Origin of the sequence: Nocardioides sp. Soil777, assembly GCF_001428425.1 — a bacterium.
Taxonomy (GTDB): Bacteria; Actinomycetota; Actinomycetes; order Propionibacteriales; family Nocardioidaceae; genus Nocardioides; species Nocardioides terrigena.
Map to the genome: position 1 here is coordinate 160,461 of NZ_LMSN01000012.1, position 26,398 is coordinate 186,858.

Genomic DNA, 26,398 nt, shown 5'->3' on the forward strand with positions numbered 1-26,398 from the left:
ATCGGCTCCCTGGCCGGCGTGCACTCGGACTCCGACCGGGAGCTGCCCGCGCACCCCGCCCAGCCGGTGATGGAGGCCAAGGACCTCAACGTCTTCTACGGCGACTTCCACGCCGTCCACGACGTCAACCTCGCCTACGGTCGCAACGAGATCACCGCGATGATCGGACCCTCGGGCTGCGGCAAGTCGACCGTCCTGCGGTGCCTCAACCGGATGAACGACCTCGTCGCCGGTGCACGCGTCGAGGGCCAGGTGATGTACCACGAGCAGGACATCTACGCGAAGAACGTCGACCCGATCGCGGTCCGCACGCACATCGGCATGGTGTTCCAGAAGCCCAACCCGTTCCCCAAGTCCATCTACGACAACATCGCCTACGGCCCCCGGGTCACCGGCATGAAGGTCGACAACATGGACGACCTGGTCGAGGAGGCGCTGCGCGGTGCCGCCCTCTGGGACGAGGTGAAGGACAAGCTCAAGCAGTCGGCGTACGGCCTCTCGGGCGGCCAGCAGCAGCGGCTCTGCATCGCGCGGACGATCGCGACCAAGCCCGACCTGATCCTGATGGACGAGCCGTGCTCCGCGCTCGACCCGATCGCGACGGCTCGCGTCGAGGACCTGATGCTCCAGCTGCGCAACGACTACACGATCATCGTGGTCACCCACAACATGCAGCAGGCGGCGCGCGTCTCGGACCGCACGGCGTTCTTCACCGCCCGCCCCGACGAGACCACCGGCAACCGGACCGGGCTGCTCGTGGAGTACGACCTCACCTCCAACATCTTCTCCAACCCGAGCGACAAGCGGACCGAGGACTACATCTCCGGTCGCTTCGGCTGACCCCCCTGCTCCTCCCTTTTGTTCCAGCGGCTCATGGTCGTGTCTGCCCGGCGTGCGTTGCGGTTGCCGGGGTAGTACCGGACGTTTGGGTGGCAGTTCTCGGCGTGTCGCCACCTGAAGGTCCGGTACTACCCCGGCGACGGTGCTGCCTGTGGAGAGCGGATCGCACGGAAGCTCGCGGCGGCCCACCATGGCGCAGTGGACCCAGCGCACAGCTCCCAGCCCGGCGCCTGGCCCGCGCGCGGTGAGGGGCCCCGCGAGCAGGTCCGACCCGGACTTGTGTGGCCGGTGCGACGTGACAAGGCCGGCGTGGACGGGCCGACGCCTTGGCAGGCGCGCGGACCGGAGTGGCGCGCAACGAGCCGCGGTCTCTACGTCCCCGCGACGGTCGATCCCGACCTCGTGGAGCAGCGCATCGTCGAGGCGGCCGCCGTCGAGCCCAGCTGTGCCGTCGTGACCGGATGGGCGGCCCTTCGATGGTGGGGCGGGGCGTGGTTCGAGGGCCTGGCCGCCGATGGTCGTACGCCGCTCCCGGTGCCGCTGGCAGCGGGCGACGGTCACGCTCGCCGGACCCAGGACGATGTGTTCGAGATGGTGTGGGAGTTCGTCTCGCCGAAGCACCTGACCCGGCGGGACGGGCTCCGGCTCACGACGCGACTATGGAGCGTGACACTGGCGATGCGGCGCGCCCGGGACCTGGGGGGCGCAGTCCGGATCTTCGACATGGCGGCATACAACGACCTGGTGTCGATCCCGGAGGTCGTGGCCTTCGCCGAGGAGCACCAGGGGACCAGGACCGGGGTCGAGCTGGTGCGCGAGGCGATGGTCTACGCCGACGAGAACGCCTGGTCGCCGACCGAGGTGGACTTCCGGATGGTCTGGCAGCTCGTCGCCGGGTTGCCGAGGCCCGTGTGCAACCGTCCCGTCTTCGACCTCAACGGCCAGCTGGTCGGCACTCCGGACCTCCTGGACCCTGTGCACGGGGTGGCCGGCGACTATGACGGAGCCCTGCACCTTGAGGGGGCGCAGCGATCCCGCGATGTTGCCCGCGAGGCCGACTTTCGGTCGGTGGGACTGGAGCCGGTCACGATGCTCGCCGGTGATCGGCACGACCCGACAGAGGTGGTGCGGCGTCTCCACGCGGCGTACCGACGTGCCCGGGCGAAGCCGCTCTCGGATCGGCGATGGACGATCGAGCCGCCTCGTTGGTGGACGAGAACCGACACGGTGGCCCGCCGTCGAGCCCTCACCCTCGAGCAACGCAGGCGCTACCTACGACTGCGACGCCAGGCGGCCTGAGGGTCTCGTTGCACGCCCGCCCGGCCGCCGGGGGTCACTGCCGGGACGGCCGGGGTAGTACAGGACGTTGGGGTGGCGACACGCCGAGATGAGCCACCCGAAGGTCCGGTACTACCCGAGAAAGCCGGCGAGAAGGCGGGCGGGAGGGAGGAATCAGGGGAGGAAGAGGTGCGCGATCCAGTAGCAGACGGCGGCGACGAGGGCGGCGGCCGGGAAGGTGAGCACCCAGGCGGTCAGGATCGACTTCGCGACACCCCAGCGGACGGCGGAGAGGCGCTTGGTGGCGCCGACGCCCATCACGGCCGAGGTGATGGTGTGGGTGGTCGAGATCGGGGCCTCGAAGGCGTACGCCGTGGTGTAGAGCACCGACGCGGCCACCGACTCGGCGGCGAAGCCGCGCGCCGGGTCGAGGTGGATGATCCGGCGACCCAGGGTGCGCATGATGCGCCAGCCGCCCGACCAGGTGCCGAGGGAGATCGCGGTGGCGGCGGCGAAGATCACCCAGAGGGGGAGGGGGTCGCCCGCGGCGACGTACCCGCCGGTGAGCAACGCCAGGAAGATCACGCCCATCGTCTTCTGGGCGTCCTGCAGGCCGTGGCCCAGCGCCATCGCGGCGGCGGAGACCGACTGGGCGACCTTGAAGCCCCGGTTGGCCTTGGACGGGTTGGCGTTGCGGAAGGCCCACATGATCCCGACCATCGCGGCGAAGCCGAGGCTGAAGGCGACCACGGGGGAGACGAACATCGGGATGACGACCTTGGAGATCACGACGTCCCAGTTGGCGGTGGCGCCCGCGGCGACCGCGGCACCGACGAGGCCGCCGATGAGCGCGTGCGACGAGGAGGAAGGGAGGCCGAAGTACCAGGTGATGAGGTTCCAGGTGATGGCGCCCAGCAGGCCGCACATCACGATCACCAGTCCGTGCGTGCCGGTCCCGGGGTCGATCGTCTCGGACACCGTCTGGGCGACCTTCTGGCCGAGGAAGGCGCCGACGAAGTTCATCACCGCGGCCATCGCGAGCGCGACGCGCGGGGTCAGCGCGCCGGTCGAGACGGAGGTGGCGATGGCGTTGGCGGCGTCGTGGAAGCCGTTGGTGTAGTCGAAGACGAGCGCAACGACGACGACCGCGACGATGATCGCGATTTCCATCTGGGGTCAGGACTCCTTGACGGCGATCTGCTCCACGATGTTGGCCACCTTCTCGAACGCGTCGATGGCGCCCTCGAGGGACTCCACCACGTCCTTGAGCTTGATGACCTCCAGCGCCTTGCGGTCCCCGTTGAAGAGGCCGGCCAGGATGCGGCGGTAGCTGCGGTCGCCGGCGTTCTCCAGCCGGTTGATCTCGATCCAATACTCGTCGAGCGAGCTCATCGTCCGCAGGCCCGGCATCGCGTTGGCCGTCAGCTCGGCGCAGCGCTGGAGGACCTCGACCTGCTCGGAGGTCTCCGGCGGCAGCGTCGTGACGTCGTACAGCAGGACCAGGTCGACCGCCTCGTCCATCATGTCCATGACGTCGTCGAGCGCGCTGGCGAGGGCATAGATGTCCTCACGGTCGAACGGCGTCACGAAGGTGCTGTTGGCACGCCGGACGATCGCGTGGGTGGTCTCGTCGGCAGCGTGCTCGGCGTCGCGCATCTGCTGGGCGACGGCCTCGCGGTCGTTGCCTTCGCTGAGCATCTCGGCCAGCAGGCCCGCGCCCACGACGAGGTGGGAGGCGGCTTCGCTGAACAGCTCGTAGAAGGAACCGTCGACGGGGCGGAAATTCAAACGCACGGAGAACTCCGGGTGAGGGGGGACCAAACGACGCCATGCTAGGGGGTGAGCGTCGCCCGGGGGCAATCGCGCGTCAGCGGCGGCGGCGCTGCCGCGTGATCAGGTCCTCCTGCAGGTGCCTCGACCCCTCGTTGAGGGTCCATTCCCCGGTCGCGTCGAGCTCCCACGCGGAGGTGTCGGCGTCGAACGCGAGGTCGAGCAGCGCCCCCACCTCGGCCACCTTGCGCACCCCGGGCAGCCGCACGAGCACCTCGACGCGGCGGTCGAGGTTGCGGTGCATCATGTCGGCCGAGCCGATCCACGCGAGCGGGTCGCCGTCGTTGGCGAACCAGAACACCCGGCTGTGCTCGAGGAACCGACCGAGCACCGAGCGGACCTTGATGGTCTCGGAGAGGCCGGGTACGCCGGGGCGCAGGGCGCAGATGCCGCGGATGAGCAGCTCGACGGGCACGCCGGCCTGGGAGGCGAGGTAAAGCGCGTCGATGATCGCCTCGTCGACGATCGAGTTGGCCTTGAAGCGGATCCCGGACGTGCGGCCCGCCTGGTGGTTGGCGACCTCGGCGTGGATCTGGGTGATGAGGCCGTCGCGCACGCTGTCGGGGGCGACCAGCAGCCCGTCGTACGTCGTGTTGCGGCTGATGCCGGACAGGTTGTTGAAGAGGTGGGCGACGTCCTCGCCGACGGCGGTGTCGGCGGTGAGCAGCCCGAGGTCCTCGTAGAGCCGCGCGGTCTTGGGGTTGTAGTTGCCGGTGCCGATGTGGGTGTAGCGGCGGATCCCGTCCGGCTCGTCGCGCACCACCATCGACAGCTTGCAGTGGGTCTTGAGGCCGACGAGGCCGTAGACGACGTGGCAGCCGGCGTGCTCGAGCTTGCGGGCCCAGCGGATGTTGTTGGACTCGTCGAAGCGCGCCTTGATCTCGACGATCACGAGCACCTGCTTGCCGGCCTCGGCCGCGTCGACCAGGGCGTCGATGATCGGGCTGTCGCCGGAGGTGCGGTAGAGCGTCTGCTTGATCGCGAGCACGTGCGGGTCGGCCGCGGCCTGCTCGAGGAAGCGCTGCACCGACGTGGCGAAGGAGTCGTAGGGGTGATGCAGCAGCACGTCCTGGCGTCGTACGGCCTCGAACACGTCGACGGGCTTGGCGGTCTCCACCTCCGCGAGCTGAGGGTGGGTGATCGGGAGGAAGGCGGGGTACTTGAGGTCCTCGCGCGGCAGGTCGGCGATCGAGTGGAGGCCGCGCAGGTCCAGCGGGCCCTGGAGCCGGGTGACCTCGTCGCGGGTGACGCCGAGCTCGGAGATGAGCAGGTCGAGCACGGTCGCGTCGATCGACTCCTCGACCTCGAGGCGGACGGGCGGGCCGAAGCGGCGGCGCAGCAGCTCCTTCTCGAGGGCCTTGAGGAGGTTCTCCGCGTCGTCCTCCTCGACCTCGAGGTCCTCGTTGCGGGTGACCCGGAAGGTGTGGGCCTGGAGCACTTCCATGCCCGGGAAGAGCTTCTTGAGGTGCTCGCCGATGACGTCCTCGAGGGGGACGAAGCGCTGGTTGCCGACCGGCACGAAGCGGCTGAAGATCGGCGGCACCTTGACCCGAGCGAAGTGCTCGGTGCCGGACTTGGGGTTGCGCACGACCACGGCCAGGTTGAGCGAGAGGCCGGAGATGTAGGGGAAGGGGTGCGCGGGGTCGACGGCGAGCGGGGTCAGGACCGGGAAGATCCGCTCCTTGAAGAGCTTCTTGCAGATCCGCTGCTCCTCGCGGTCCAGCTCGGACCAGCGGACGATCTCGATGCCCTGGTCGCGCAGCTCGGGGATGATCTCCTCGTTGAAGACCCGCGCGTGGCGCTGCATCAGCTCGCGGCTGCCCTGCCAGACCTGCTCGAGCTGGTCGCGGGGGAGGAGCCCGCTGGCAGCCCGCACGGCGACGCCGGCGGCGATGCGCCGCTTGAGGCCGGCCACGCGGACCATGAAGAACTCGTCGAGGTTGCTGGCGAAGATCGCCAGGAAGCGGGAGCGCTCGAGCAGCGGCAGCGAGGGATCCTCGGCCAGCTCGAGCACCCGCTGGTTGAAGCGCAGCCAGGACAGCTCGCGGTCGACGAAGCGGTCCTCGAACTTCTCGACCGCGGCGATCTCGGCGGCGTCGGGGACGTAGGGGGGCTCGACGTCGAAGGTGTCGGTGGGATGTCCGAACGGCTCAGCCGTGGGGCCGTCCTCGACGGAGGCGCCGACAGTCGTGGGAAGGGCAGTGGTGTCGGACATGTCGTGAAGTGTGTCACCGGATCGTGAACGGTGGGTGGCCGATTCAGTCAGTAGACGAGGGCCTGCACCCCGTCACCGAGGATCTCCTCGGTGAAGACGGCCGCCCCGGCGATCGTGGCACCCTCGACGAGGTCGGTCTCGGCGAGGTCGCGCCGCGCCGCGCACTGCGAGCAGACGGTCAGCCGCCCGCCGGCGAGCACCGCGTCGCGGAGGCCCGCGAGGGGCGTCGCGAGGGGCAGGTCGAAGGCCTCGGCCCGACCCGGTACGCCGAACCAGGCGGCCTCACCGGTGAGCCACAGCGAGACCTCGGCGCCGGACGCGACGGCGGCCGCGGCGACCGTGAACGCCTGGTTGGCGCGCTCGGGATCCTCGGCACCGCAGGTGACCTTGACGACGAGTGGGCGTGGCATGGAATCACCCTAGACTCGTCCCATGCCCTTCGAGCTCCCCGACAACCTGCACCCGAACTGCGGCCCGGTCGCCTGGCTGCTGGGCACCTGGCGCGGCAACGGCCACGGTGACTACCCCACGATCGACAAGTTCCAGTTCGGCCAGGAGCTGATCTTCACCCACGACGGCCGCCCGTTCTTCCACTACATGGCGCGCGCGTGGGTCGTCGACGAGGAGGGCGAGTTCGTCCGCGACGCCGCCATGGAGTCCGGCTTCCTGCGCTGCCCCGAGCCGGGCAAGGTCGAGATGGTGCTCTCGCACAACATCGGCTACTCCGAGATCTGGTACGGCGCCGCCGGTGACGGCAAGCTCGAGATGCACTCCGCCGGCATCGGCTTCACCGAGACGGCCAAGGAGGTGACCGCGGGCTCGCGGATCTACGGCAACGTCGAGGGCGACCTGCTCTACGCCTACGACATGGCCGCGGTCGGCCAGGAGCTCCAGCCCCACCTCTGGGCACGGCTCAAGAGGGCCTGACCCCTGATGGCCGACGACCTCGCCGACCGGCTCCGTGGGAGCGGCTACCGCCTGACCCCCCAGCGGCAGCTGATCCTCGGCGCGGTCGAGCAGCTGGGCCACGCGACCCCCGACGAGGTCCTCGCCGCGGTCCGGGAGCAGGCCAGCGCGGTCAACGCCTCGACGGTCTACCGCACCCTGGAGGTTCTCGAGGAGCTCGGCCTGGTCCGGCACGCGCACCTCAGCGACCGGGCGCCGACCTACCACTCCACCCGGGGCCCGGAGCACTTCCACCTGGTCTGCCGGAATTGCGACCGCGTCCAGTCCGTTGACCCTGACGTGGCGTCCGCACTGCTCGAGGCCCTGCGCCGCGAGCACCAGTTCGAGGTCGACCTCGGCCACCTGGCGATCTTCGGTCGCTGCACCGACTGCCCCCCACCGTCTGGAGACACCGCATGACCTCCCCGCTCCTCGGCCTCCCCGGCGCCGTCGCCGGCGACGGCATCGACGCCCCGGTCGCGGCCCACTACGGGTCCTTCAACGGTGAGCAGCGCGCGCTGGTGACGGGCGGGGGCTTCGTCGACCTCTCCCACCGCGACGTGGTGCGGATCGAGGGACCGGACCGGCTCACGTGGCTGCACTCGCTGACCACGCAGTACTTCGAGGGCCTCGCGCCCGGCACCTGGGTCCAGGCGCTGGTGCTCAGCCCGCAGGGGCACGTCGAGCACGAGCTCACCGGCGTCGACGACGGCATCGCCTTCGTCGCCCACACCGAGCCGGGCGCCGGTCAGGGGCTGGCCGACTTCCTCGACCGGATGCGCTTCATGATGCGGGTCGAGGTCAGCGTGGTGACCGACGACGTGGCGGTGGCCTGGCGCGTCACCGGTGACGGTGCGACGTACGACCTGGTGCCCCGCACCCGCCTGGAGGAGTACGCCGCCGCGGCGGGGCCCGCGGCCGGCCTGTGGGCCTACGAGGCGCTGCGCATCGAGCGCGGCGAGCCGCGCTTCGGCGTGGACACCGACCACCGCACCATCCCCAACGAGGTGGGCTGGATCGGGCCCGCGGTGCACCTGGAGAAGGGCTGCTACCGCGGTCAGGAGACGGTCGCCCGGGTGCACACCCTCGGCCGTCCGCCGCGCCGCCTCACCCTGCTGCACCTCGACGGCTCGGAGAACCGGCTGCCCTCGCCGGGCAGCCCGGTCACCCTCCCCGGCTCCGAGAAGCAGGTCGGCTTCGTCGGCTCCAGCGCCCGCCACCACGAGCTCGGGCCGATCGCGCTGGGCCTGCTCAAGCGCAACATCCCGGTCGACGCGGTGCTCGAGGTCGACGGGATGCCGGTCTCCCAGGAGGTCGTGGTCGACCCGGAGGTCGGGCTGCACGTCCGCCCCCAGCTGTGAGCCTGCTCGGGCGCGTCGAGCAGGTCGCCGCCGCGGCCGAGGCCGCCGACGGGGTGGCACCGCTCGACGAAGCCACCTGGCTGTGGCTCCGGTCCGGTGCCTGGCCCGAGCGCCGCGACGGCGTCGGAGACGTGGTCCGGCCCACGGGCTTCCTGCTGCGCCGGGGCGAGGAGCTGCACCTCGTGGTCCATCCCGACCACCGCGGCCAGGGGCTCGGCCACGCGTCGCTGGCCACCGTGGAGGGGCCCGCCCACGCCTGGTCGCACGGCAACCACCCGGCGGCGGCGCGGCTGGCCACCCGGCACGGCTTCGAGCGCGTCCGCGACCTCTGGGTGATGCGGCGCCCGACGAGCGAGCCGCTCCCCGCGCTCGACGACCCCCGGATCCGGACCTTCACCGCCGCTGACGCCGCCGAGCTGCTGCGCGTCAACGCGGCGGCCTTCGCGCACCACCCCGAGCAGGGGGCCCTCGACGAGGCCGGCCTCGCGGCCCGGATGGCGGAGCCCTGGTGGGACCCCGCCGGGCTGTTCGTCGCCATGGACGGCGACCGGATGCTCGGCTTCCACTGGACCAAGCAGCACGACGCCCGGCTCGGGGAGGTCTACGTGGTCGGCATCGACCCCGCCGCCCAGGGGCAGGGGCTGGGTCGCGCGCTGACCCTGGCCGGGCTGCACCACCTGCAGGCCCTCGGGGTCGAGGAGGTGCTGCTCTACGTGGAGTCCGACAACCCGCCGGCCCTCGCGACGTACGGGCGGCTCGGCTTCACCCACGCCGACGTCGACACCCATGTGATGTACGCGCGGGGCTGAGGTCGGCCGGGCGATCGGGGAACATCGTCCCGCGTGGGTCGGGAGGAACTTCCCCGATGATCACGTCGGGTCGGCGAGATCGCAGGCGGGGCCGCAGGCCGAAGCCGTGCCCTCCCAGCCGCGCCCGCGGAAGACGGCGGCCAGCTGGGCGGCAGTCCGGCAGGGGGTCCCGAAGACCTGCCGGTAGCGGAGTCGACCCACCACCCGCCCTGAGGCCAGGTCGTCGAGGTCCCGGTCGGCGTCGTCGGCGCGGGCCGTGGCCGTGTCGTGGGTGACGCCGTCGAGCTCGACGGCGAGCCCGAGGTCGTCGTACTCGACGTCGCGGTACTCGCGGCCCCGGGCTCCGGTCCGTGGAGCCTGGCGGACGCTCGGCTCCAGCAGCCCGTGCGGACGTACGACGCGGGTGAGGAAGCCGTGCTCGAGCACGCTCTGGGTGCCGGCGTCCAGGTCCTCCACCAGCGCGAGCAGCAGGGACCTCCGGCGCAGTCGGGTGCGTGCCGCCGCCGCGGTGCGGAGCTTCTCCGCGGTGGTGCGTCGCGCGCCGACCACGTCGGCCAGGGCGGAGATGGCCGCCAGGTCGTCGCGCGCGCGGTGCGCGACCTCCAGTGCGGCGAGCTCGACGCGCAGCCGCGGAGGGGAGGCGTTCCAGCGGACCATCCCCGCGAGTCCGCGGACCCGGTGGATCCGCAGCCCCGGTCGTGTCTGGACCCTGCGGGTCCAGTCCACCGCCACGTGCACGGGTCCGACGGGGTCGGGTCTGGCCACGCCCCGGTGGTCGGCCGCGAGGTGGAGTGCGGACCCGAGGTGCAGGGCCGCAGCAGGCCCGGCGTACAGCACCGCAGCCCACGCGCGTTGTGACCAGGTCGGGGTGCCGGTGTGGTTGACGTAGGCCCCGGGGAGGACGGCGACCAGCTCGCGGCGGCGGATGAGGGTGTCGACGCGCGACTTCGTGAGCCCTGCCCCGAGGAGCTGGGCGCGGGAGACGACGCCGTCCTGCACGACCAGCAGGTCGGCGACGGCATCGAGGGACACGCCTGATGCATCCCCGGTGGCGTGGGCGGTGACACCCACGCGTCGCAGCCTGTGGACAACACGATCGGGGAAGATCCTCCCGCGAGGAGCGGGACGATGTTCCCCACTCAGGCGTCCGAGGTCTCCTCGGCCGGCGTGTGCTCGGCGGCCTTGTCCTTGGACGGCAGCACGAAGCGGTAGCCGACGTTGCGGACGGTGCCGATGAAGTGCTCGTTCTCGGGGCCGAGCTTGGCCCTCAGGCGGCGCACGTGGACGTCGACGGTGCGGGTGCCGCCGAAGTAGTCGTAGCCCCACACCTCCTGGAGCAGCTGCTGGCGGGTGAAGACCCGGCCCGGGTGCTGGGCGAGGAACTTGAGGAGCTCGAACTCCTTGTAGGTCAGGTCGAGCGCGCGCCCGCTGACCTTGGCGGTGTACGTCGCGTCGTCGACCACGACCTCACCGGTGCGGATGACGTGCGCGGCCGGGTCGTCGGCCTCGCGCTGGGCGGCGAGGCGACCGATCGCGAGGCGGATGCGGGCCTCGAGCTCGGCGGGGCCGCAGGTGTGCAGCACGACGTCGTCCATCGCCCAGTCGTGCGCGACGACGGCGAGGCCGCCCTCGGTGACGACGAGCAGCACGGGCACGTCGGTGCCGGTGGTGCGGATCAGGCGGCACAGGTCCCGCGCGTGGGCGAGCTCCTGGCGGCCGTCGACGAGGAGCAGGTCCGAGTCGGGTGCCTCGAGCAGCGCGCTGCCCTCGGAGGGGAGGATCCGGACCGAGTGGCCGAGCAGGGCCAGGGCGGGCAGCACCTCGGCCGAGGGCTGCAGGGCGCTGGTCAGCAGGAGCAGGGTGCTCATGTCCGTCTCCTCCGGGTGGGGCGGATAGGGAAGGATAACGAGACATGGAAGCAACCACGGGACGAACGCACGGGGGTGAGACGGCTGTCACCGTGCACTACTGGGCGGCGGCGCGGGCCGCGGCGGGCGTCGCGAGCGAGGACTTCCCCGTCGACGGGCCCGTCTCCCTCGCCGATCTCGTACGACGCGTGGTCGCCGCGCACCCCGGCTCGGACGTCGAGCGGGTGGTCGGGGTGTGCTCGGTGCTGGTCGGCGAGCAGCCCGTCGGATCGCGGGATCCGGGCGCCGTGCTGGTGCAGCCCGGCGACGTCGTGGAGCTGTTGCCGCCCTTCGCCGGCGGGTGATGGTTGCAATCCGGCGCCGGGGGCGTCAGGATCCGCTTGACTCACGCGCGGGGGCCAGTGAGTCGACGGGGTGACCCGTCGTGTCCTCGTGCGGTGTCTTCATCCACCTTCGAAACGGGGACAAGCATGATCGGATCAACCACACGGCGGCCCTGGCGTCGTACCGTCGCGACCGTCGCGGGCACCGCGCTCGTGGCTGCCGGGCTGGGCATGGGGGCAGCACCGGCGCACGCCGCGGACTCGGTCGTCAGCGGCACGCTGACCGACACCCAGGGCAACGCGGTGGAGGGCTTCGTCGACGTCTACCGCCAGCAGACGGACGGCACCTTCGTCGACGTCGGCACGATGTACGCCGACAACGGGTACTTCTCGGGCACCTACACGGACGGCGCCTACAAGTTCGGGGCCACGACGTACGGCGCTCCCTACGCCGAGTTCTACCGCGACAAGGCCGACCTCGCGTCGGCGGACGCGGTCACCGTCGGCGGCGGTGCCACGGCGCTGCAGCCGTGGACCATCGACCGGCCCTACGTGGTCGGCACCGTGACCGACCCGTCCGGGCGGCCGGTGCAGAACACGGCCGTGGCGGCGTTCGACGCGGCCTCGGGTGACCGCGAGGTGACGGACTACACCGACGAGAAGGGCGCGTTCGTACTGCCGGTCGGGTCCGCCCTGGTCAAGGTGTTCGCGGAGGGCAACGGTCGCCTCGCGTCCGAGTGGTACAACGACAAGGCCGACTTCGCGACCGCGGACGGCGTCGCGGGCACGGCCGCGGGCAACCCGATCGCCATCGCGCTCAGTGCCGGTGGGTCGATCTCCGGCCAGGTGCTGAGCGATGCCGGTACGCCGCTCGAGTACGTCCGCGTCGACGCGGGCTCCTCCTCCGACCTCACCGACAAGAACGGCGCCTACCTGATCGAGGGCCTGGACGCCGGCAGCTACACGGTCGAGTTCGACGACGACCTCGACGAGTACGTGGGCGAGTACTACAACAACGCGGCGACCGAGGCCGCGGCCACCCCCGTCGTGGTCGGCAAGGACCAGGCCGTGGGCGGCATCAACGCCAACCTCACCCTCGCCCCGGCGCAGCCGGGCGGCACCCACGAGATCCTCGGCACGGTCAGGGACGACTCGGGTGCCCCGGTGGTCGGCGCCTACCTCTCGGCGTGGAACACCCCCAACGCGCCCGCGAAGGAGCAGGTCGTCGAGTACGCCCGCTCCAACCGCTCAGGTGCCTACGCGTTCGACGACCTCGACCAGGTCGCGGGGGAGAACCAGTTCAAGGTGCTGGCCGAGCACGCCGGCACGGGTGACGACAACGGGTTCGCGCTGTTCGACTCCTGGCTCGGTGGACGGACCAGCTACGACCGGGCCGCCCCCGTGACCGTCGCACCCGGCACCACCGTCCCGGGCGACATCACCCTCATGCGAGCCGGTGGTGTCGAGGGCACGCTGACCGGCGCGACGGGCCTCCCGCTCGACGGCGCTGTCCAGCTGCTGTCGGTCGACGGCGTCAACGGCGGATCGACGTCCACCAAGGCGGACAACACCTTCGAGATGCGCTACATCTACCCGGGCACCTACAAGGTGCGGTTCTCCGACTCCTCGGGCAACCACGTCCCGGAGTGGTGGAAGAACTCGACCTTCGCCAAGTCGACCGAGATCACCGTCAAGCCCGGCCAGATGGTCAGTGGCCTCAACGCCGCTCTGGTTGCATCCCTCGCGGCCACCGAGCGTCCCGAGGCCAAGGGCTACCCGTGGGTCGGCAAGTCCATCTCCGTCGACAAGGGCGAGTGGAACTACGAGACCGGGACGACGTTCTCCTACGAGTGGCTGGTCGGCTCGTCCGTCGTCGGCACCGGCGCGTCGTACACCCCGACCAAGGCGCAGATCGGTGACCGGCTCACCGTCCGCGTCCTCGCGGAGAACGGCCGCCTCGCCGGCACGGCCACCTCGGCCAAGACCAGCAGGATCGGCTACAAGCCGAAGCTCAAGGTCAAGGTCGCGGGCGCCAAGGCGACCATCACGGTCAAGGCCAAGCCGGTCAAGACGAAGAAGGTCAAGGGCAAGGTCGTCGTCAAGGAGATCGTCAAGGTCAAGGACAACGGCACGATCAAGTACAAGAAGATCGGCAAGACCAAGATCGCCAAGGGCAAGGGCACCGTCTCGCTGTCCAAGCTGACGAAGGGCAAGCACAAGCTCGTGTTCTTCTTCCAGGGCAAGGGCAAGGTGGGCTCCACCGAGGTGAAGAAGAAGGTCAAGACCAAGCGCTGACCCGATCCCACGCGCGGTGCCCCGGCGGAGCGATCCGCCGGGGCACCGTCGCGTCCGGGGCCGTCCGGACGACCCCCCGATGGTGCCGTCGCGCCACGCTGCGTGAGGGGCGCGACGGCCTCGTCCGGGTCAGGCCTCGATCGCGGTGCGACCGGAGTCGCTGCTGCTGGTGACCTCGATCTTGCGGGGCTTGGCCTTCTCGGCGACGGGGACGCGCAGGCGCAGGACGCCGCCGTCGTACGCCGCCTCGATGCGGTCGAGGTCGAGGTTGTCGCCGAGCACGAGCTGCCGGCTGAAGATCCCGCGCGGCCGCTCGGAGGCGAGCATCTCCCAGTCGCCGTTGCGGGAGACGCGCTCGGCGCGGACGGTGAGGACGTTGCGCTCGACGTCGAGGTCGATCGAGTCCGGGGCGACACCGGGCAGGTCGAACTCGATGGTGAACGTGTCGCCCTCGCGCCAGGCGTCCATCGGCATCACGGCCGGGCGGTTGGTCGTGCCCAACAGCTGCTGGGCGAGGCGGTCGAAGTCACGGAACGGGTCAGTGGTGCGGATCAACATGATCTCCTCCCGGGGACGCGGTCGCCGCTCGGCGACCTGTATCGTTGGTTACAGGTTTTATATAGCGCTCGGAACGGCGCGGTTCAAGTCCCCCAGAGGAGGAAGCGCGATGACCGGACCACGCGTCGGGGTCTACGCGATCTCGGTGGCCGCCGAGATGGCCGGGACCAACGTGCAGAACCTCCGCGTCTACGAGCGCAGGGGCCTTGTCGCCCCCGACCGGACGGCCGGCGGCACCCGGCTCTACAGCCGCGACGACGTCGACCGCCTCGGCCGCATCCGGGACCTGCTCGACCTCGGGCTCAACCTCGCCGGCATCGCCCTGGTGCTGGAGCTGGAGGCGGACAACGCCCGCCTGCGCGGAGACGTACGCCGCCTGCGGGCGGCCGCGCGGGCGTGATGTAGGTCCGCGGACGGCCCGGAACACGGCGGCGGTCCGCGGCGTTGGGCCCACCATGACCACCGGTGCCTGGATCCTCGTCGCAGCCGTCGTACTGGCGCTCGCCGTCGGACTGTGGCGGGCTGCCACGGACGGCCGGTTCCGCGGCACCCACCAGGTCCGCGGCGCTGACGACGGATCCGGAGGAGCGGCCGGGCCCGAGACCCCCGTCGAGACCCCGCCCGGCGCCGCGCTGGTCGCCGAGGTCGGCGAGACCCTGGGGGAGCGGGCCACGCTGCTCCAGTTCTCCAGTGCCTTCTGCGCCCCCTGCCGGGCGACCCGGCGGATCCTGGCCGACGTGGCCGAGGTCGTGCCGGGAGTGGCCCACGTGGAGGTCGACGCCGAGCACCACCTCGAGGCCGTCCGCCGCCTCGGCGTGCTGCGTACTCCCACCACGATCGTCCTCGCGGCCGACGGCACCGAGGTGACCCGGGCCGCCGGGGCGCCGCGCAAGGAGCAGGTGCTCGCGGCCCTCGCGACCACCGACTGAACGCGTCCAACATGTGGAACGACCATCCACATTCCGAGACGCGGGAATGAACCCGGCTCGCAGATCCCTAGGGTTCACATCATGTCCTCGACCTTCCTGACCAAGCGACGCGCAGTGGACCACTGCCGCGTGCGCTCGGCGCTGTGTCGAATGCGCTGACGGGTCCGTCGATCAACCTCCCCTAAGTCTACCGTTTAAGTGGACTATGCTGGCAGGGATCCGGACTCGAGACAAGCCCATCCCGGCCTTCCCGCAGGAGAGACATGTCCACGATCCACGAGCGCGCCACCGAGCGCGCCGGCACCGCCCCGAGCGCAGCCACGACCGGCGCTCCGGCCGGCATCGACCCGCGCGGTCCCCAGCTCGCGGCGGCGCTGACCGCCGTGGTGCTCGCTGCCGTCCTGCTGCTCGCCCCGCACCCGGCCGGCATCGCGCTGCTCGGCGTACAGACCGTGCTCTTCGCGATCGGTGCGGTGGCCGGGGTGCAGCGCACCCCCCACGCGTGGCTGTTCCGCACCCTGGTGCGGCCCCGCCTGGCCCCGCCGACCGAGCTGGAGGACCCGGCCCCGCCGCGGTTCGCCCAGGCGGTCGGCCTCGCCTTCGCGCTGGTCGGCCTGGTCGCCCTCCTGGCCGGCGCGACGGTCCTGGGGCAGGTCGCGGTCGGGTTCGCCCTGGCCGCCGCCCTGCTCAACGCGGTCTTCGCGTTCTGCCTGGGCTGCGAGGTCTACCTCCTGGTCTCGAGGCTCCTCGCTGGCGCTCGTCGCACCTCGACCACCGAGTCAGCCCGCGCCTGACCGCCTGACCCACAGACACCGACACACCCGTTCACACCCGAGTTCACACACCAAGGAGCAATCACATGAGCCGCGAGTCTTCGCTCGTCACCGCCCAGTGGGTCGAGGACAACCTCGACACCGACGGCATCGTCCTCATCGAGGTCGACGAGGACACCACGTCCTACGACAAGGGCCACATCCGTGGCGCCATCAAGCTCGACTGGACCACCGACCTCCAGGACCAGGTCCGCCGCGACTTCGTCAGCAAGTCGCAGTTCGAGGCCCTGCTGTCCGAGCGGGGCGTCAGCAACGACGACACCGTGATCCTCTACGGCGGCAACAACAACTGGTTCGCCGCCTACGCCTACTGGTACTTCAAGCTGTACGGCCACCAGGACGTCAAGCTCCTCGACGGCGGCCGCAAGAAGTGGGAGCTCGACTCCCGCGAGCTGACCGACGAGAAGCCGACCCGCGAGAAGACGTCGTACACGGCCCAGGAGCAGGACCACTCGATCCGCGCCTTCCGCGACGAGGTCGTGGCCGCGATCGGTGCCCAGAACCTCGTCGACGTGCGCAGCCCCGACGAGTACGCCGGTCGGCTGCTCGCCCCGGCCCACCTCCCGCAGGAGCAGGCCCAGCGCGCCGGCCACGTGCCCACCTCGGTCAACGTGCCGTGGAGCAAGAACGCCAACGACGACGGCACCTTCAAGTCCGATGCGGACCTCACGGCCCTGTACGACGAGGTCGGCTTCGACACCGACAAGGACACCATCGCGCTGTGCCGCATCGGTGAGCGCTCCTCGCTGACCTGGTTCGTCCTGACCGAGCTCCTCGGCCGCAAGAACGTCAAGAACTACGACGGCTCGTGGACCGAGTACGGCTCCCTCGTCGGCGTCCCCGTCGCTCTCGGCGACGAGCCCGGCAAGGCGGACGCCTGATGTGCGGCGCGACTGAGGGCGGCCTGTCGCTCGACGGTGTCGACGTCGCCAAGGAGGCCGTGATCCAGGGCCAGGTGCTCCGCGGCGAGGACCCCGTCCCCAACGCCTACGTCCGGCTGCTCGACCGCACCGGCGAGTTCACCGCCGAGGTCCCGACCAGCGCCACCGGGCACTTCCGCTTCTTCGCCAACGATGGCGAGTGGACCTTGCGCACGCTGGCCCCCAAGGCCGACCCGGTCGACACCCGCGTGGTGGCGGCGACGGGCTCGGTCGCGGAGGTCGCGGTCGCGATCTGACCACCCAGCAACGACACAGGCCGCCCCGTGGTGATCCACGGGGCGGCCTTCGTCGTCCGCTGCCATGATGTCGCCATGCTGACGGGGAGCCCGGTGTCGCCCGAGCAGGCGCGGGACTTCTGCGCCGGGTGGCCGGGGATGCTGCGTGACCGGCTGGTGTGGTTCGTCGACGAGGTCGACGCCGGGGCGCCCTCGGTGGAGGCGCTTGACGGCCTGGTCGTCAGAGTGGTCGGGCGGATCGGGGAGGACCGGCCGGTGGAGCCCGTCCCCGAGTGGTACGACGCGTCGCTCGCGGCGGCCGGCTGGTCGGCGTACGGCAGCGCTCTGACGGAGGGGCTGATGGCCTGGGTGGCGGAGATCCACGCCGACCGAGCGGGCCGGCCGCTCCCGTGGGTCCTCGACGAGGACCCCACGAGCGCCTACCACCTCAAGCCGGTGGTGGACCTGCCCGGCATCGCGCCGCCCTGGCGACAGGTGATGGGCGCGCTGCGCCTCGCCCAGTCGGGGGGTGACCCCGGTCGCCTGCGGAGCGTCGTGGAGCACAACCTGGCCCAGCTGCCGGACGGGGTGGCCGCGCCGGCGCCGCACGTCGGAGAGGGCGTGGCGGAGGACGCCCTCGTCGAGGTCACGGCCCTCGGCCCCGACCGCTGGCAGGTGTCCTTCCCCGAGGACATCGACTCACGGCTCGGTGGGCGGCGTACGCCTCGCTCGAGGAGAGGCTCGGGGGAGTCGACGGCGTGACGGACGCGTTGATGGAGGACCGCGACCGCGCCCTCCTCAGCACGCGGAGCGACGTGGACGCGTCCCAGCTGGAGCGGCTGCTCGACCGGCTCGTCCGGTCGCTCGGACCGACCTGACGGAGGTTGGCGGCCAACCGCCCCGTAGGGGTGGGCATTCCTTGTCCGGCACCAGCCTGCCCCGCACGATGGGGAGACCCGCCGCTCCCGGCGGGCACCCCCGACGAAGGAGCCGCAGATGATCGAGCAGGACGCCACCACCGAGGCCAAGACCGAGGCCCTGCGCAACGTGGTCGGCCGGGTGACGTCGTGGCAGGAGAGCGCCACCGACGGGACGATCCGCGAGGAGCTCGACTCCGCCCTCGCCGAGGTCGGCATCGACCTCACCGACGCCCAGCGCGAGGCCGTGACCCAGCACATCTCCGACGGCCACGAGGTGGACGTCGCAGCGCTCGCCGCCGACCGCGGCTGACCACGTCACCCCGGAGGGCGGTGTGACGAACAACCCGCCACCCCTCCGGGTCTGACAGCCCGCCCACGACCCTGTGACGGTGGATCGATGAAGGCACTCACCTGGCAAGGCAAGCGCGACGTCCGCGTCATCGACGTCCCGGACCCGCGGATCGAGGAGCCCACCGACGCGATCATCAAGGTGACGTCGACGGCCATCTGCGGATCCGACCTCCACCTCTACGACCCGCTCGGCCCGTTCCTCTCCGCCGGCGACGTGCTCGGCCACGAGACGATGGGCATCGTCGAGGAGGTCGGCCCCGAGGTCACCCACATCGCCCCGGGCGACCGCGTGGTCGTCCCGTTCAACATCTCCTGCGGCCGCTGCTGGATGTGCGAGCGCGGCCTGATGGCCGCCTGCGAGACCACCCAGGTCCGCGAGCAGGACAAGGGCGCCGCGCTCTTCGGCTACACCGAGCTCTACGGCTCGGTGCCCGGCGGCCAGGCGGAGTACCTCCGCGTGCCGCAGGCCCACTTCGGTCCGATCAAGGTCCCCGAGGGCGTCGCCGACGAGCGCTTCCTCTACCTCTCCGACATCCTGCCCACCGCGTGGCAGGGCGTGGCCTACGCCGCGGTGTCCGAGGGCGACACGCTGCTCGTCATGGGCCTGGGCCCGGTCGGCCAGCTCGCCACCCGCATCGCCCAGCACTGGGGCATCCGGGTCCTGGCCGTCGAGCCCGACGCCTACCGCGCCGGGGTCGCCCGCCAGCGCGGCGTCGAGATCATTGACGCGATCAAGCCCGCCCAGATCGCCGCCGCGGTCCGTGATCTCACCGACGGCCGCGGCGCCGACGGCACCCTCGACGCGGTCGGGATGGAGGCGCACGGCACCCCGATCGCCGAGGGCGCGATCAAGTCGGTCGGCTACCTGCCCGACGCGGTCGCCAAGCCGTTGATGAAGACGGTCGGCATCGACCGGCTCGGCGCCCTGCGTGCGGCCATCTCGTCCGTACGCCGCGGCGGCACCGTCTCGATCTCGGGCGTCTACGGCGGCATGAGCGACCCGTTCCCGATGATGGAGATGTTCGACAAGGGCATCAGCCTGCGGATGGGCCAGTGCCACGTGAAGCGCTGGGTCGACGAGATCGTCCCGGTGGTGATGGAGGACGGCGACCCGCTGGGGCTCGAGACGCTCGCGACGCACCGGCTGCCGCTCGCCGAGGCGCCGGCGGCGTACCAGATGTTCCGCGACAAGGCCGACGACTGCCTCAAGGTGGTCCTCAAGCCGTGAGCCCCGACGTACGCGCCCCGCTGCCGCAACCACGCGGTCCGCTCTCGGGGGCGGTCGCGACGACACTGGGCCGTCCGCCCGGCCGCACCCACCTGGCGCCCGACGTGGAGGGCGCGCTGGCCGCGCTCGACGAGGCCGCCGGCTACGTCCACGACGGCGACGCGCAGCTCGCGCTGTGGATGCTGCTCGAGCTGCACCACCGCGGCTTCGAGGGCGTCGACGACGAGTGGGAGTGGCAGCCCGACCTGACCCGGCTGCGCACCGTCCTGGGCCGCCGGCTCGAGGAGGTCGTGCACGCCGAGGTGGCGGACGCCATCACCGAGCACGTCCCCGGCATGGTCGCCGACCCAGCCACGACGTTCTTCGCCGTCGTCGGCGACGGCAGCCGCTCGTCGCTGGCACGGCACGTGCGCCGCAAGGCGAGCCTGGAGCAGTGGCGCGAGCTGCTGGTGCTCAAGTCCGTCTACCAGCTCAAGGAGGGCGACGCGCACTCGTGGGCCATCCCGCGCGCGCACGGCGCCGTCAAGGTGGCGCTCACCGAGATCCAGTACGACGAGTACGGCTCCGGCGACCCGACCCGAAACCACGCCGAGCTCTTCGCCCGGGCCATGGCGGCCAGCGGCGTCGACGCGACGTACGGCGCGCACGTCGACCGGGTGCCGGCCGCGGTGCTGGCCGTCAACAACTTCATGGCCGTGTGCGGGATGCAGCGCCGATTGCTCGGCGCGACGCTGGGGCACCTCGCGATGTACGAGGCGACCAGCTCGCTCCCGCACGGCATGTACGCCGCCGCGGCCCGGCGGCTGGGCCTGGGCGAGGACGTCACGGACTACTTCGACGAGCACGTCACGGCCGACGCGATCCACGACCAGATCGCGGTGCGCTCCATGTGCGCGCCCTACGTCGGCGGCGACGCCGGCCGGGCCGGGCAGGTGCTGCTCGGGGCGATCGGCGGCGCGTGGCTCGACGACCAGATGGCCGACCTGGTCCTGGACGCCTGGCACGACGAGGAGAGCGTGCTGCTGCCCACGCCGCCCGGCCGGGCACGCGGGGGAGCCCCCCGGCTCCAGGTCTGCGAGGACGGGCCGCTGCTGGTGCGCGGCGCCGAGGAGTGGGTCGACCGGGACGGCGAGGTGCACGCGCTGACCCGCCCGGTGACGGCGGTCTGCCGGTGCGGCGGCTCGGCCCGGCAGCCCTGGTGCGACGGCACCCACAAGGTCCGGACCTGACGGTCATTCCGGACCATTCCCTCTCCGACGCCGGGCGCACTAGAGTGCCGCCCGGCGGAGGGGGTGTGTCGATGCAGGACCTGGGTGAAGCCCTGCTGCGCCTCGCGATGCGCCACTCGCCGGTGGGCATGATGGTCACCTCGCCGGCGGGGGAGATGCTGGCGGTCAACGAGGCCGCCTGCGCGATGCTCGGCTACGAGCACGACGAGCTCGTCGGTGCGAGCTGGCAGGACATCACCCACCCCGAGGACCTGGCGACCGACATCGACCTCGTCGCCGCGACCCTCGCGGGCGAGCGGGCGTCGTACCGGCTCAACAAGCGCTACGTCCGCAAGGACGGCGAGGTGCTGTGGGGCGACCTATCGGTGGCGCTGCTGCGCGACGATGACGGGTCGCCGCTGCACTTCATCTCCCAGATCCTCGACGTCACCGAGCAGCGGATCGCGGCCGAGCGGATCGCCGAGGCCAACGCCACCATCGAGAAGCACGCGCGGACCGTGGCGGCGATCTACGACGCCGTCGACGTGGGACTGGTGCTGATCGACCGGTCGGGTCGCTACGAGCAGGTCAACAGGCGGCACAGCGACTTCATGAGGCTGGCCTACCCCGAGGGTCATCACGGGATGGCCGGGCAGACCGGTGAGGTCTTCGAGGCCGACGGTGTGACGCCGATGGCGCGCCAGGACCTGCCGTCGCACCGGGCGACCGCGGGCGACGAGTTCGACGACGTACGCCTGTGGGTGGGCAGCGACCCGGCCACCCGGCGGGCGCTGTCGGTCTCCGCGCGCTCCACCCGGCACGCCGACGGCAGCCTCGCGGGGGCGGCGCTGGCCTACAAGGACGTCACCGACTTCATGCGGGCGCTGGCGGTCAAGGACGAGTTCGTCGCGTCGGTCTCCCACGAGCTGCGCACCCCGCTGACCTCCGTGCTGGGGCACCTCGAGATCCTCGAGCAGCGCCGCGACCTGCCCCACGACGTGCGCCACCAGCTGGCCGTGGTCGACCGCAACGCCGCACGGCTCGAGATGCTCGTCTCCGACCTGTTGTACGTCGCGCAGGAGGCCGATGCGACCCTCCAGGTCCGGCGCATCCCGGCCGACGTGGCCGCGGTGGTGCACGACGCGTTCGAGGCGGCGCGTCCGATGGCAGCCGGCACCGGCGTGGCCCTGTCCGCCGACCTGCCGGACTCGCTGCTCGCCATGTGCGACCCGCAGCGGCTGCGCCAGGTGGTCGACAACCTGGTGTCCAACGGCCTGAAGTACACCGACGCCGGTGGCGAGGTGCACGTGCGGCTCCGCGCGGTCGACGACCGGATGGAGCTGCAGGTCTCCGACACCGGCATCGGCATCGCCCCCGAGGACGTGGCCCGCCTGTTCGCTCGCTTCTACCGGGCGGACACGGAGCGGGTGAAGCTCACGGCCGGCACCGGCCTGGGGCTCAACATCGTGCGCTCGATCGTGGAGGCGTGCGGCGGAGAGGTCCGGGTCGACAGCGAGGTCGGCCGGGGGAGCACCTTCACAGCGTGGATCCCGCTGGTCGTCCCGGGAGACGAGTGACGACCGACCCCCGGCGCAGGTGGTGGGGTCTCGCACTCGGTCTGTATGTCGTCGCGCTCCTCGCCCTCGTCCTCGCGCCGAGCGTGCCGGGTCCCAACCGGGTGATGGCCGAGGTGGTCGAGCTCCTGGTCCGGGCGGGCGTGCCGCGCTACCCGACCGGCGAGGTGGTCGAGTTCGGGCTCAACATCGCGATGGCGGTCCCGCTGACGGTCCTCGCCTCACTGCTGTGGCCGCAGCCCACCTGGCGTGACTGGACGGCCTGGGCGTTCGTGGTCTTCGGGTCGGTCGAGGCCGCCCAGGCGGTGCTGCTGCCCGAGCGGCACGGCTCGTTCTCCGACATCGCCGCCAACACGGCCGGGTGCCTGATCGGGGCGATCGCCGTCGACGTCGTACGCCGCCGGCAGGCGCGGCCGGCGGAGAGCGCCCCGGCCTGATCAGGACCGGGCGGAGCCCTTGCTCTTCTGCTCGGACGCGGTCGTGTCGACGTAGTCGTCGGGCGCGTAGCCGTAGTGGGCGTAGTTGCCCGACCCCACGTTGCGGCGCGACACCCGGTTGAGGATGACGCCGAGGGGCCGGGCGTGCACCGCGTGCAGGTGGTCGATGGCCGAGGTGAGCTCGGTGTCGAGGGTGCGGCCCGCGCTCACCGTGATGAGCGCGCCGTCGGCGTTGTGCGCGACGACCGCGGCGTCGGTGACGGGCAGCAGCGGGGGGGCGTCCATCACGACCATGCCGACGCGGGAGAGATCGGCGACGACGCCCCGCATGGCCTGCGAGCCGAGGATCTCGCTGGGGTTGGGCGGCCGGCTGCCGGAGGTCAGCACGCTCAGGCCGCTGATCTCGGGGTGCTCCTGCACGGCGTCCACGAGCTGCACCCGGCCGGCGAGCACGTCGGTGAGCCCGACGGTGTCGTCGAGCCCGAGGGTGCGCGAGACGTTGGGCCGGCGGAGGTCGCAGTCGACGAGGGTGACGGGCTGGCCCGACAGCGCGATGGCCGCGGCGAGGTTGGCCGCGACGGTGGACTTGCCGTCGCCCTGCTTGGGGCTGGTGACGACGATGGCACGCGGCGGGTTGTCGACGTCCATGTAGGACAAGTTGGTCCGCAGCCGGCGGATCGCCTCGGCGGCCTGCGCGGACGTGCCGAGGCCGCTCGCGGTGACGAAGAGGCCGTCCTGCTTGCCGAGGTCGGGCACGGAGCCAACGACGGAGAGCTGGGAGGCGCGCTCGACGTCCTCGGTCGAGCGCAGTCGGCGGTCGAGGAGGGTGCGGGCCACGGCATAGCCGGCGCCGAGCAGGGCGCCCAGGACCGCGCCGAGCAGCACGTTGCGCTCGACGTTGGGAGATACCGGACTGGTCGGCAGCTGGGCCGACTCGGAGACCTCGATCCGCATCCCCTCGCCGTCCTTGGCCGCCTCGATGTCGGAGACCCGCTCTGCCAGAGCGCCCACCCAGGCGTCGGCCAGCTCCTGGGCGTCCTCCGGTGTGCCGGCGCGCGCGGTGATCTGGATGACCACGGTCTCGGGGGTCTGGGCGGCGTCGATGCTGCCGACCAGGCTCTCCGGCGCGGTGTCGAGCCCGAGGTCGTCGATGACGATGCTGGCGGTCTCACGGTCCTTGGCGAGCACGACGTACGACGCCGCCCGCGACTTGGAGAGCACGTCGTTGAGGTTGTCGAGGCCGGGGTCTCCGCCGGAGCCGGAGGTCACGAAGCCGGACGAGCTGGCGGCATAGACCTTGGGCTGCAGGCTGCTCCAGCCGAAGGCGACGGCAGCGGCCACGATCACCATCGCCGTCACCGCGAGCCAGTGGTTGCGCAGGATGCGCAGGTAGTCGGCCAGTTCCATCGAGTCGTCCCTGTGGTCGGAGGCGGGGCGATTGCCCGCCGCGAGTCTAGGCGCGAGGCCTCTCCCCACGTGGCGCTTCGGCCACTCCGTTACTGGACCAGACCGGTTTTCCACGCCGCGTGCACAGGTCGGAACGGCGTGTGTACGGCCCGTGCACACGCCGCTTTCCTCCCTCATTTGGGCGATTGACTCCAGCCCTCGGGACCACCTGCCACGTCGCCACACGACCCACGAGGGAACCTCTGATGAGCACGAAGCCCCGCCTCCAGCCCACCCGCCGCACCGTCCTGCGCACCGCAGCGTGGACCGCTCCGGCCGTCTCCATCGCCGTGGCCGCTCCGGCGTTCGCCGCCATGTCCAACGAGCCGTCCTGCACCACCGCCGGCACCCGTAACGGTGCCAACTTCTACGCCACCGTCGGCTGCAACATGTCGGTCACCGCGGTCCAGATCGGCGACACCCCTGCTGTCTTCGACGGCATCGCGTGGCACGCCAAGTTGACCGGCGTCGGCCAGATCGGCTCGACCCAGAGCGTCATCGTGACGACGGCCCAGGGCACCGTCACATCATCGGTCACCTTCATCGGCTGACCGTCCTCGCGGCTGGGCGACCCACGGGTCGCCCCGACCGTCTGCGTCCGAACCCCTGTCGACGCATCTACCCGGCCGCTAGGGTCACCGGGTGGATGCGTCCCTACGCATCACTCTACGAGTCATCAGCCGCGCCCGCCGCGACAGCAGGCGGGGGACCGCGGCAGCGGCCGACGCCGCTTGCTCGTCCACCGTCAGCCATGTCGGCAACAACGAGCTCGAGACGACTCGCGGCACCTCGGTGACGGATGACCTGCTGCGCCAGATCGCCCGCAGACTACGAGCCAGTGTCGTTCCGGGGGTCTCCGGCGGGACGTGACTCTGCTCCGTGCCGACGTGCAGGGCGATGACGCGCTCCCGGTGGGGCAGGGCGGCGAGTGCGGCTTGATCCACGACGGTCGGCGCGGTCTCGGGGCGGCCGAGGGCCAGGACGGCGAGGCCGAGCGTGACCAGTTCGTCGTGCCTCAGCCGACGGTTGGGTTGCCATGTCCGGGCGTCCGACGCTAGAAGATGGACGTCGAGCAGGCTGCGCAACCAACGCCATTGGTCCTTGGCGGAGTGGGCAGCCGAGTGCGCCAAGGCGTCGTAGCGCGAGAGCGTGGGCACCTGACGTCCGCCGATGTCGAGCACCTCGCGTCGCCGCCAGAGGTCGTCGAAGCTCGGTGACGTGCTCTTCATGGGGGACAGGTGCCAGTGCAGGTCAAGGATGCTGACGTCGGACTCGAGCGTCAGCTCGTAGCCTGTCCTCACCATGTGTCTCCAGGCCCACGACGGCGCTGGTCGCGGGTACGTCGGGTCGTGGCGCCAGCCCGCACGGACGAGGGCCTCGTGGGCTGCGACGAGGTCCTGGGGCGACACCAGCAGGTCCAGGTCGCCGGCGCCTCGGACTGAAGCGTGCCCATAGGCCTGGGTGGCGAGGGCGAGCCCCTTGAACACCAAGGCCCGGACGTCTGCGCGGGTCAGTGCCTCGAGCGCATGGGCGAGTTCACCCACGAGGACCCTGACCGAGGCGTTGACCCGGGTGCTTGCCGCCGTCATCGCTGCGTCCAGGTCAGTCGGCAGGTCGAGGCGGTGTGAGTGGTGGGCGAGGAACGGCAGCACATGGTGCTGGCGGGCGCTCGCGAGGAACTCGGCTGGGCTGACGTCATTGGGCAGGTGCCACCGCGACTGATGCGTCGACCTGAGGTGGGCCAGGGCTGCATAGAGTGACTCAGTGCTGCGCACTGTAGGCGCCGTCGCCACGGTCGGGGCGTCGTCGATCAGCACGCCGTGGGCGAGGAGGTCGATCACCTGCCCACGGGTCAGCATCTTGGCGTCGCCAGGAGGTGGGGGTGGGCCGAACTCGGCCACGACACTGGACTCGATGCCGTCGATATGCACGGCGACTCCATCCGGGACCGTGTCCAGGATGAAGGTCGCCATTTCGGACAGGACGATCACCTG

General features: G+C 71.3%; 29 protein-coding genes. 20 read left to right on the forward strand and 9 right to left on the reverse strand.

The genetic code is table 11. The annotated features are described in order from the left end of the window. Positions 1–69 precede the first annotated feature (69 nt). A complete protein-coding gene (gene pstB, locus ASG88_RS08260; protein ID WP_199907581.1) occupies positions 70–840 on the forward strand; it encodes a phosphate ABC transporter ATP-binding protein PstB in 771 nt (256 codons plus the stop codon). 198 nt (positions 841–1,038) lie between these two features. Continuing rightward, the gene (locus ASG88_RS08265) at positions 1,039–2,139 is read left to right on the forward strand and encodes a hypothetical protein (RefSeq protein ID WP_157559634.1); all 1,101 of its coding nucleotides are present in this window, start codon (positions 1,039–1,041) and stop codon (positions 2,137–2,139) included. A gap of 153 nt (positions 2,140–2,292) precedes the next feature. Here the strand turns inward: ASG88_RS08265 and ASG88_RS08270 are convergent, their stop codons facing one another. From ASG88_RS08270 to ASG88_RS08285, 4 genes are all read right to left on the reverse strand, one after another. Continuing rightward, positions 2,293–3,288, reverse strand: a complete 996-nt coding sequence (locus ASG88_RS08270) for an inorganic phosphate transporter (protein WP_056886945.1) — start codon at positions 3,286–3,288, stop codon at positions 2,293–2,295. A 6-nt stretch (positions 3,289–3,294) separates the two neighbouring features. Continuing rightward, positions 3,295–3,912 carry a DUF47 domain-containing protein gene (locus ASG88_RS08275; protein WP_056886946.1) on the reverse strand — a complete coding sequence of 206 codons (618 nt, stop codon included), beginning with the start codon at positions 3,910–3,912 and terminating at the stop codon, positions 3,295–3,297. A 73-nt stretch (positions 3,913–3,985) separates the two neighbouring features. Then, positions 3,986–6,163 (reverse strand): RNA degradosome polyphosphate kinase, encoded by a 2,178-nt coding sequence (locus ASG88_RS08280; RefSeq protein ID WP_082600114.1) that lies wholly within the window; start codon positions 6,161–6,163, stop codon positions 3,986–3,988. A 47-nt stretch (positions 6,164–6,210) separates the two neighbouring features. Continuing rightward, positions 6,211–6,573 carry a DsrE family protein gene (locus ASG88_RS08285; RefSeq protein ID WP_056886947.1) on the reverse strand — a complete coding sequence of 121 codons (363 nt, stop codon included), beginning with the start codon at positions 6,571–6,573 and terminating at the stop codon, positions 6,211–6,213. Between the two features lie 22 nt (positions 6,574–6,595). Between ASG88_RS08285 and ASG88_RS08290 the strand changes: the two genes are divergently transcribed. From ASG88_RS08290 to mshD, 4 genes are read left to right on the forward strand one after another with little or no spacing between them, the layout of a single operon-like run. Continuing rightward, the gene (locus tag ASG88_RS08290) at positions 6,596–7,090 is read left to right on the forward strand and encodes an FABP family protein (protein WP_056886948.1); all 495 of its coding nucleotides are present in this window, start codon (positions 6,596–6,598) and stop codon (positions 7,088–7,090) included. A 6-nt stretch (positions 7,091–7,096) separates the two neighbouring features. Beyond that, positions 7,097–7,528 carry a Fur family transcriptional regulator gene (locus ASG88_RS08295; RefSeq protein ID WP_157559635.1) on the forward strand — a complete coding sequence of 144 codons (432 nt, stop codon included), beginning with the start codon at positions 7,097–7,099 and terminating at the stop codon, positions 7,526–7,528. Further along, positions 7,525–8,469, forward strand: coding sequence for a YgfZ/GcvT domain-containing protein (locus ASG88_RS08300; RefSeq protein WP_056886950.1), 945 nt, complete (start codon positions 7,525–7,527; stop codon positions 8,467–8,469). Before ASG88_RS08295 ends, ASG88_RS08300 begins: the two co-directional genes overlap by 4 nt. Beyond that, positions 8,466–9,278: a mycothiol synthase gene (mshD, locus tag ASG88_RS08305; RefSeq protein ID WP_082600116.1), complete on the forward strand. Its 813-nt coding sequence runs from the start codon at positions 8,466–8,468 to the stop codon at positions 9,276–9,278. The genes ASG88_RS08300 and mshD overlap by 4 nt, the downstream gene beginning before the upstream one ends. A 60-nt stretch (positions 9,279–9,338) precedes the next feature. Here the strand turns inward: mshD and ASG88_RS23005 are convergent, their stop codons facing one another. Both ASG88_RS23005 and ASG88_RS08315 read right to left on the reverse strand, forming a co-directional pair. Beyond that, entirely contained in the window at positions 9,339–10,349 is a 1,011-nt protein-coding gene (locus ASG88_RS23005; RefSeq protein WP_157559636.1) for a hypothetical protein, read from the reverse strand. Positions 10,350–10,417: 68 nt separating this feature from the next. Further along, a complete protein-coding gene (locus ASG88_RS08315; protein ID WP_056886952.1) occupies positions 10,418–11,146 on the reverse strand; it encodes a winged-helix domain-containing protein in 729 nt (242 codons plus the stop codon). A gap of 44 nt (positions 11,147–11,190) precedes the next feature. Here ASG88_RS08315 and ASG88_RS08320 point away from each other — a divergent pair, with 44 nt between their 5' ends. Together ASG88_RS08320 and ASG88_RS08325 are read left to right on the forward strand one after the other, a co-directional pair. After that, positions 11,191–11,490 carry a MoaD/ThiS family protein gene (locus tag ASG88_RS08320; protein WP_056886953.1) on the forward strand — a complete coding sequence of 100 codons (300 nt, stop codon included), beginning with the start codon at positions 11,191–11,193 and terminating at the stop codon, positions 11,488–11,490. A 126-nt stretch (positions 11,491–11,616) separates the two neighbouring features. Then, on the forward strand, positions 11,617–13,764 hold the full coding sequence (locus ASG88_RS08325) for a carboxypeptidase-like regulatory domain-containing protein (RefSeq protein ID WP_056886954.1): 2,148 nt from the start codon (positions 11,617–11,619) through the stop codon (positions 13,762–13,764). A 129-nt stretch (positions 13,765–13,893) separates the two neighbouring features. Here the strand turns inward: ASG88_RS08325 and ASG88_RS08330 are convergent, their stop codons facing one another. After that, positions 13,894–14,322: an Hsp20/alpha crystallin family protein gene (locus tag ASG88_RS08330; RefSeq protein WP_056886955.1), complete on the reverse strand. Its 429-nt coding sequence runs from the start codon at positions 14,320–14,322 to the stop codon at positions 13,894–13,896. Between the two features lie 109 nt (positions 14,323–14,431). Between ASG88_RS08330 and ASG88_RS08335 the strand changes: the two genes are divergently transcribed. The 11 genes from ASG88_RS08335 to ASG88_RS08385 all read left to right on the forward strand — a co-directional run bounded on the left by ASG88_RS08335 (position 14,432) and on the right by ASG88_RS08385 (position 22,958). After that, on the forward strand, positions 14,432–14,722 hold the full coding sequence (locus ASG88_RS08335; protein WP_056886956.1) for a MerR family transcriptional regulator: 291 nt from the start codon (positions 14,432–14,434) through the stop codon (positions 14,720–14,722). A 55-nt stretch (positions 14,723–14,777) separates the two neighbouring features. Then, the gene (locus ASG88_RS08340) at positions 14,778–15,251 is read left to right on the forward strand and encodes a thioredoxin family protein (RefSeq protein WP_056886957.1); all 474 of its coding nucleotides are present in this window, start codon (positions 14,778–14,780) and stop codon (positions 15,249–15,251) included. Between the two features lie 263 nt (positions 15,252–15,514). Next, complete coding sequence (locus ASG88_RS08345; RefSeq protein WP_082600121.1) at positions 15,515–16,045, forward strand: DUF4395 domain-containing protein; 531 nt, start codon at positions 15,515–15,517, stop codon at positions 16,043–16,045. Between the two features lie 65 nt (positions 16,046–16,110). After that, complete coding sequence (locus ASG88_RS08350) at positions 16,111–16,965, forward strand: sulfurtransferase (RefSeq protein ID WP_056886958.1); 855 nt, start codon at positions 16,111–16,113, stop codon at positions 16,963–16,965. Further along, positions 16,965–17,261, forward strand: coding sequence for a DUF1416 domain-containing protein (locus ASG88_RS08355; protein ID WP_056886959.1), 297 nt, complete (start codon positions 16,965–16,967; stop codon positions 17,259–17,261). The genes ASG88_RS08350 and ASG88_RS08355 overlap by 1 nt, the downstream gene beginning before the upstream one ends. Positions 17,262–17,336: 75 nt before the next feature. Next, positions 17,337–18,002, forward strand: coding sequence for a hypothetical protein (locus ASG88_RS08360; RefSeq protein WP_157559637.1), 666 nt, complete (start codon positions 17,337–17,339; stop codon positions 18,000–18,002). Positions 18,003–18,236: 234 nt separating this feature from the next. Next, entirely contained in the window at positions 18,237–18,470 is a 234-nt protein-coding gene (locus ASG88_RS08365) for a hypothetical protein (RefSeq protein ID WP_056886961.1), read from the forward strand. A gap of 87 nt (positions 18,471–18,557) precedes the next feature. Further along, positions 18,558–19,739 carry a zinc-dependent alcohol dehydrogenase gene (locus tag ASG88_RS08370; protein ID WP_056886962.1) on the forward strand — a complete coding sequence of 394 codons (1,182 nt, stop codon included), beginning with the start codon at positions 18,558–18,560 and terminating at the stop codon, positions 19,737–19,739. Next, a complete protein-coding gene (locus tag ASG88_RS08375; RefSeq protein WP_056886963.1) occupies positions 19,736–20,968 on the forward strand; it encodes an iron-containing redox enzyme family protein in 1,233 nt (410 codons plus the stop codon). The genes ASG88_RS08370 and ASG88_RS08375 overlap by 4 nt, the downstream gene beginning before the upstream one ends. A gap of 71 nt (positions 20,969–21,039) precedes the next feature. Continuing rightward, on the forward strand, positions 21,040–22,524 hold the full coding sequence (locus ASG88_RS08380; RefSeq protein ID WP_157559638.1) for a sensor histidine kinase: 1,485 nt from the start codon (positions 21,040–21,042) through the stop codon (positions 22,522–22,524). After that, the gene (locus ASG88_RS08385; protein WP_056886965.1) at positions 22,521–22,958 is read left to right on the forward strand and encodes a VanZ family protein; all 438 of its coding nucleotides are present in this window, start codon (positions 22,521–22,523) and stop codon (positions 22,956–22,958) included. Before ASG88_RS08380 ends, ASG88_RS08385 begins: the two co-directional genes overlap by 4 nt. On the opposite strand, the gene ASG88_RS08390 is transcribed toward ASG88_RS08385, so the two are convergent. Continuing rightward, a complete protein-coding gene (locus ASG88_RS08390) occupies positions 22,959–24,365 on the reverse strand; it encodes a polysaccharide biosynthesis tyrosine autokinase (protein ID WP_056886966.1) in 1,407 nt (468 codons plus the stop codon). It lies immediately after the preceding gene. A gap of 245 nt (positions 24,366–24,610) precedes the next feature. Here ASG88_RS08390 and ASG88_RS08395 point away from each other — a divergent pair, with 245 nt between their 5' ends. Next, on the forward strand, positions 24,611–24,955 hold the full coding sequence (locus ASG88_RS08395; protein WP_056886967.1) for a hypothetical protein: 345 nt from the start codon (positions 24,611–24,613) through the stop codon (positions 24,953–24,955). An 84-nt stretch (positions 24,956–25,039) separates the two neighbouring features. Here the strand turns inward: ASG88_RS08395 and ASG88_RS08400 are convergent, their stop codons facing one another. Further along, on the reverse strand, positions 25,040–26,395 hold the full coding sequence (locus ASG88_RS08400; protein WP_162259828.1) for a nucleotidyltransferase family protein: 1,356 nt from the start codon (positions 26,393–26,395) through the stop codon (positions 25,040–25,042). Between the last annotated feature and the right edge of the window lie 3 nt (positions 26,396–26,398).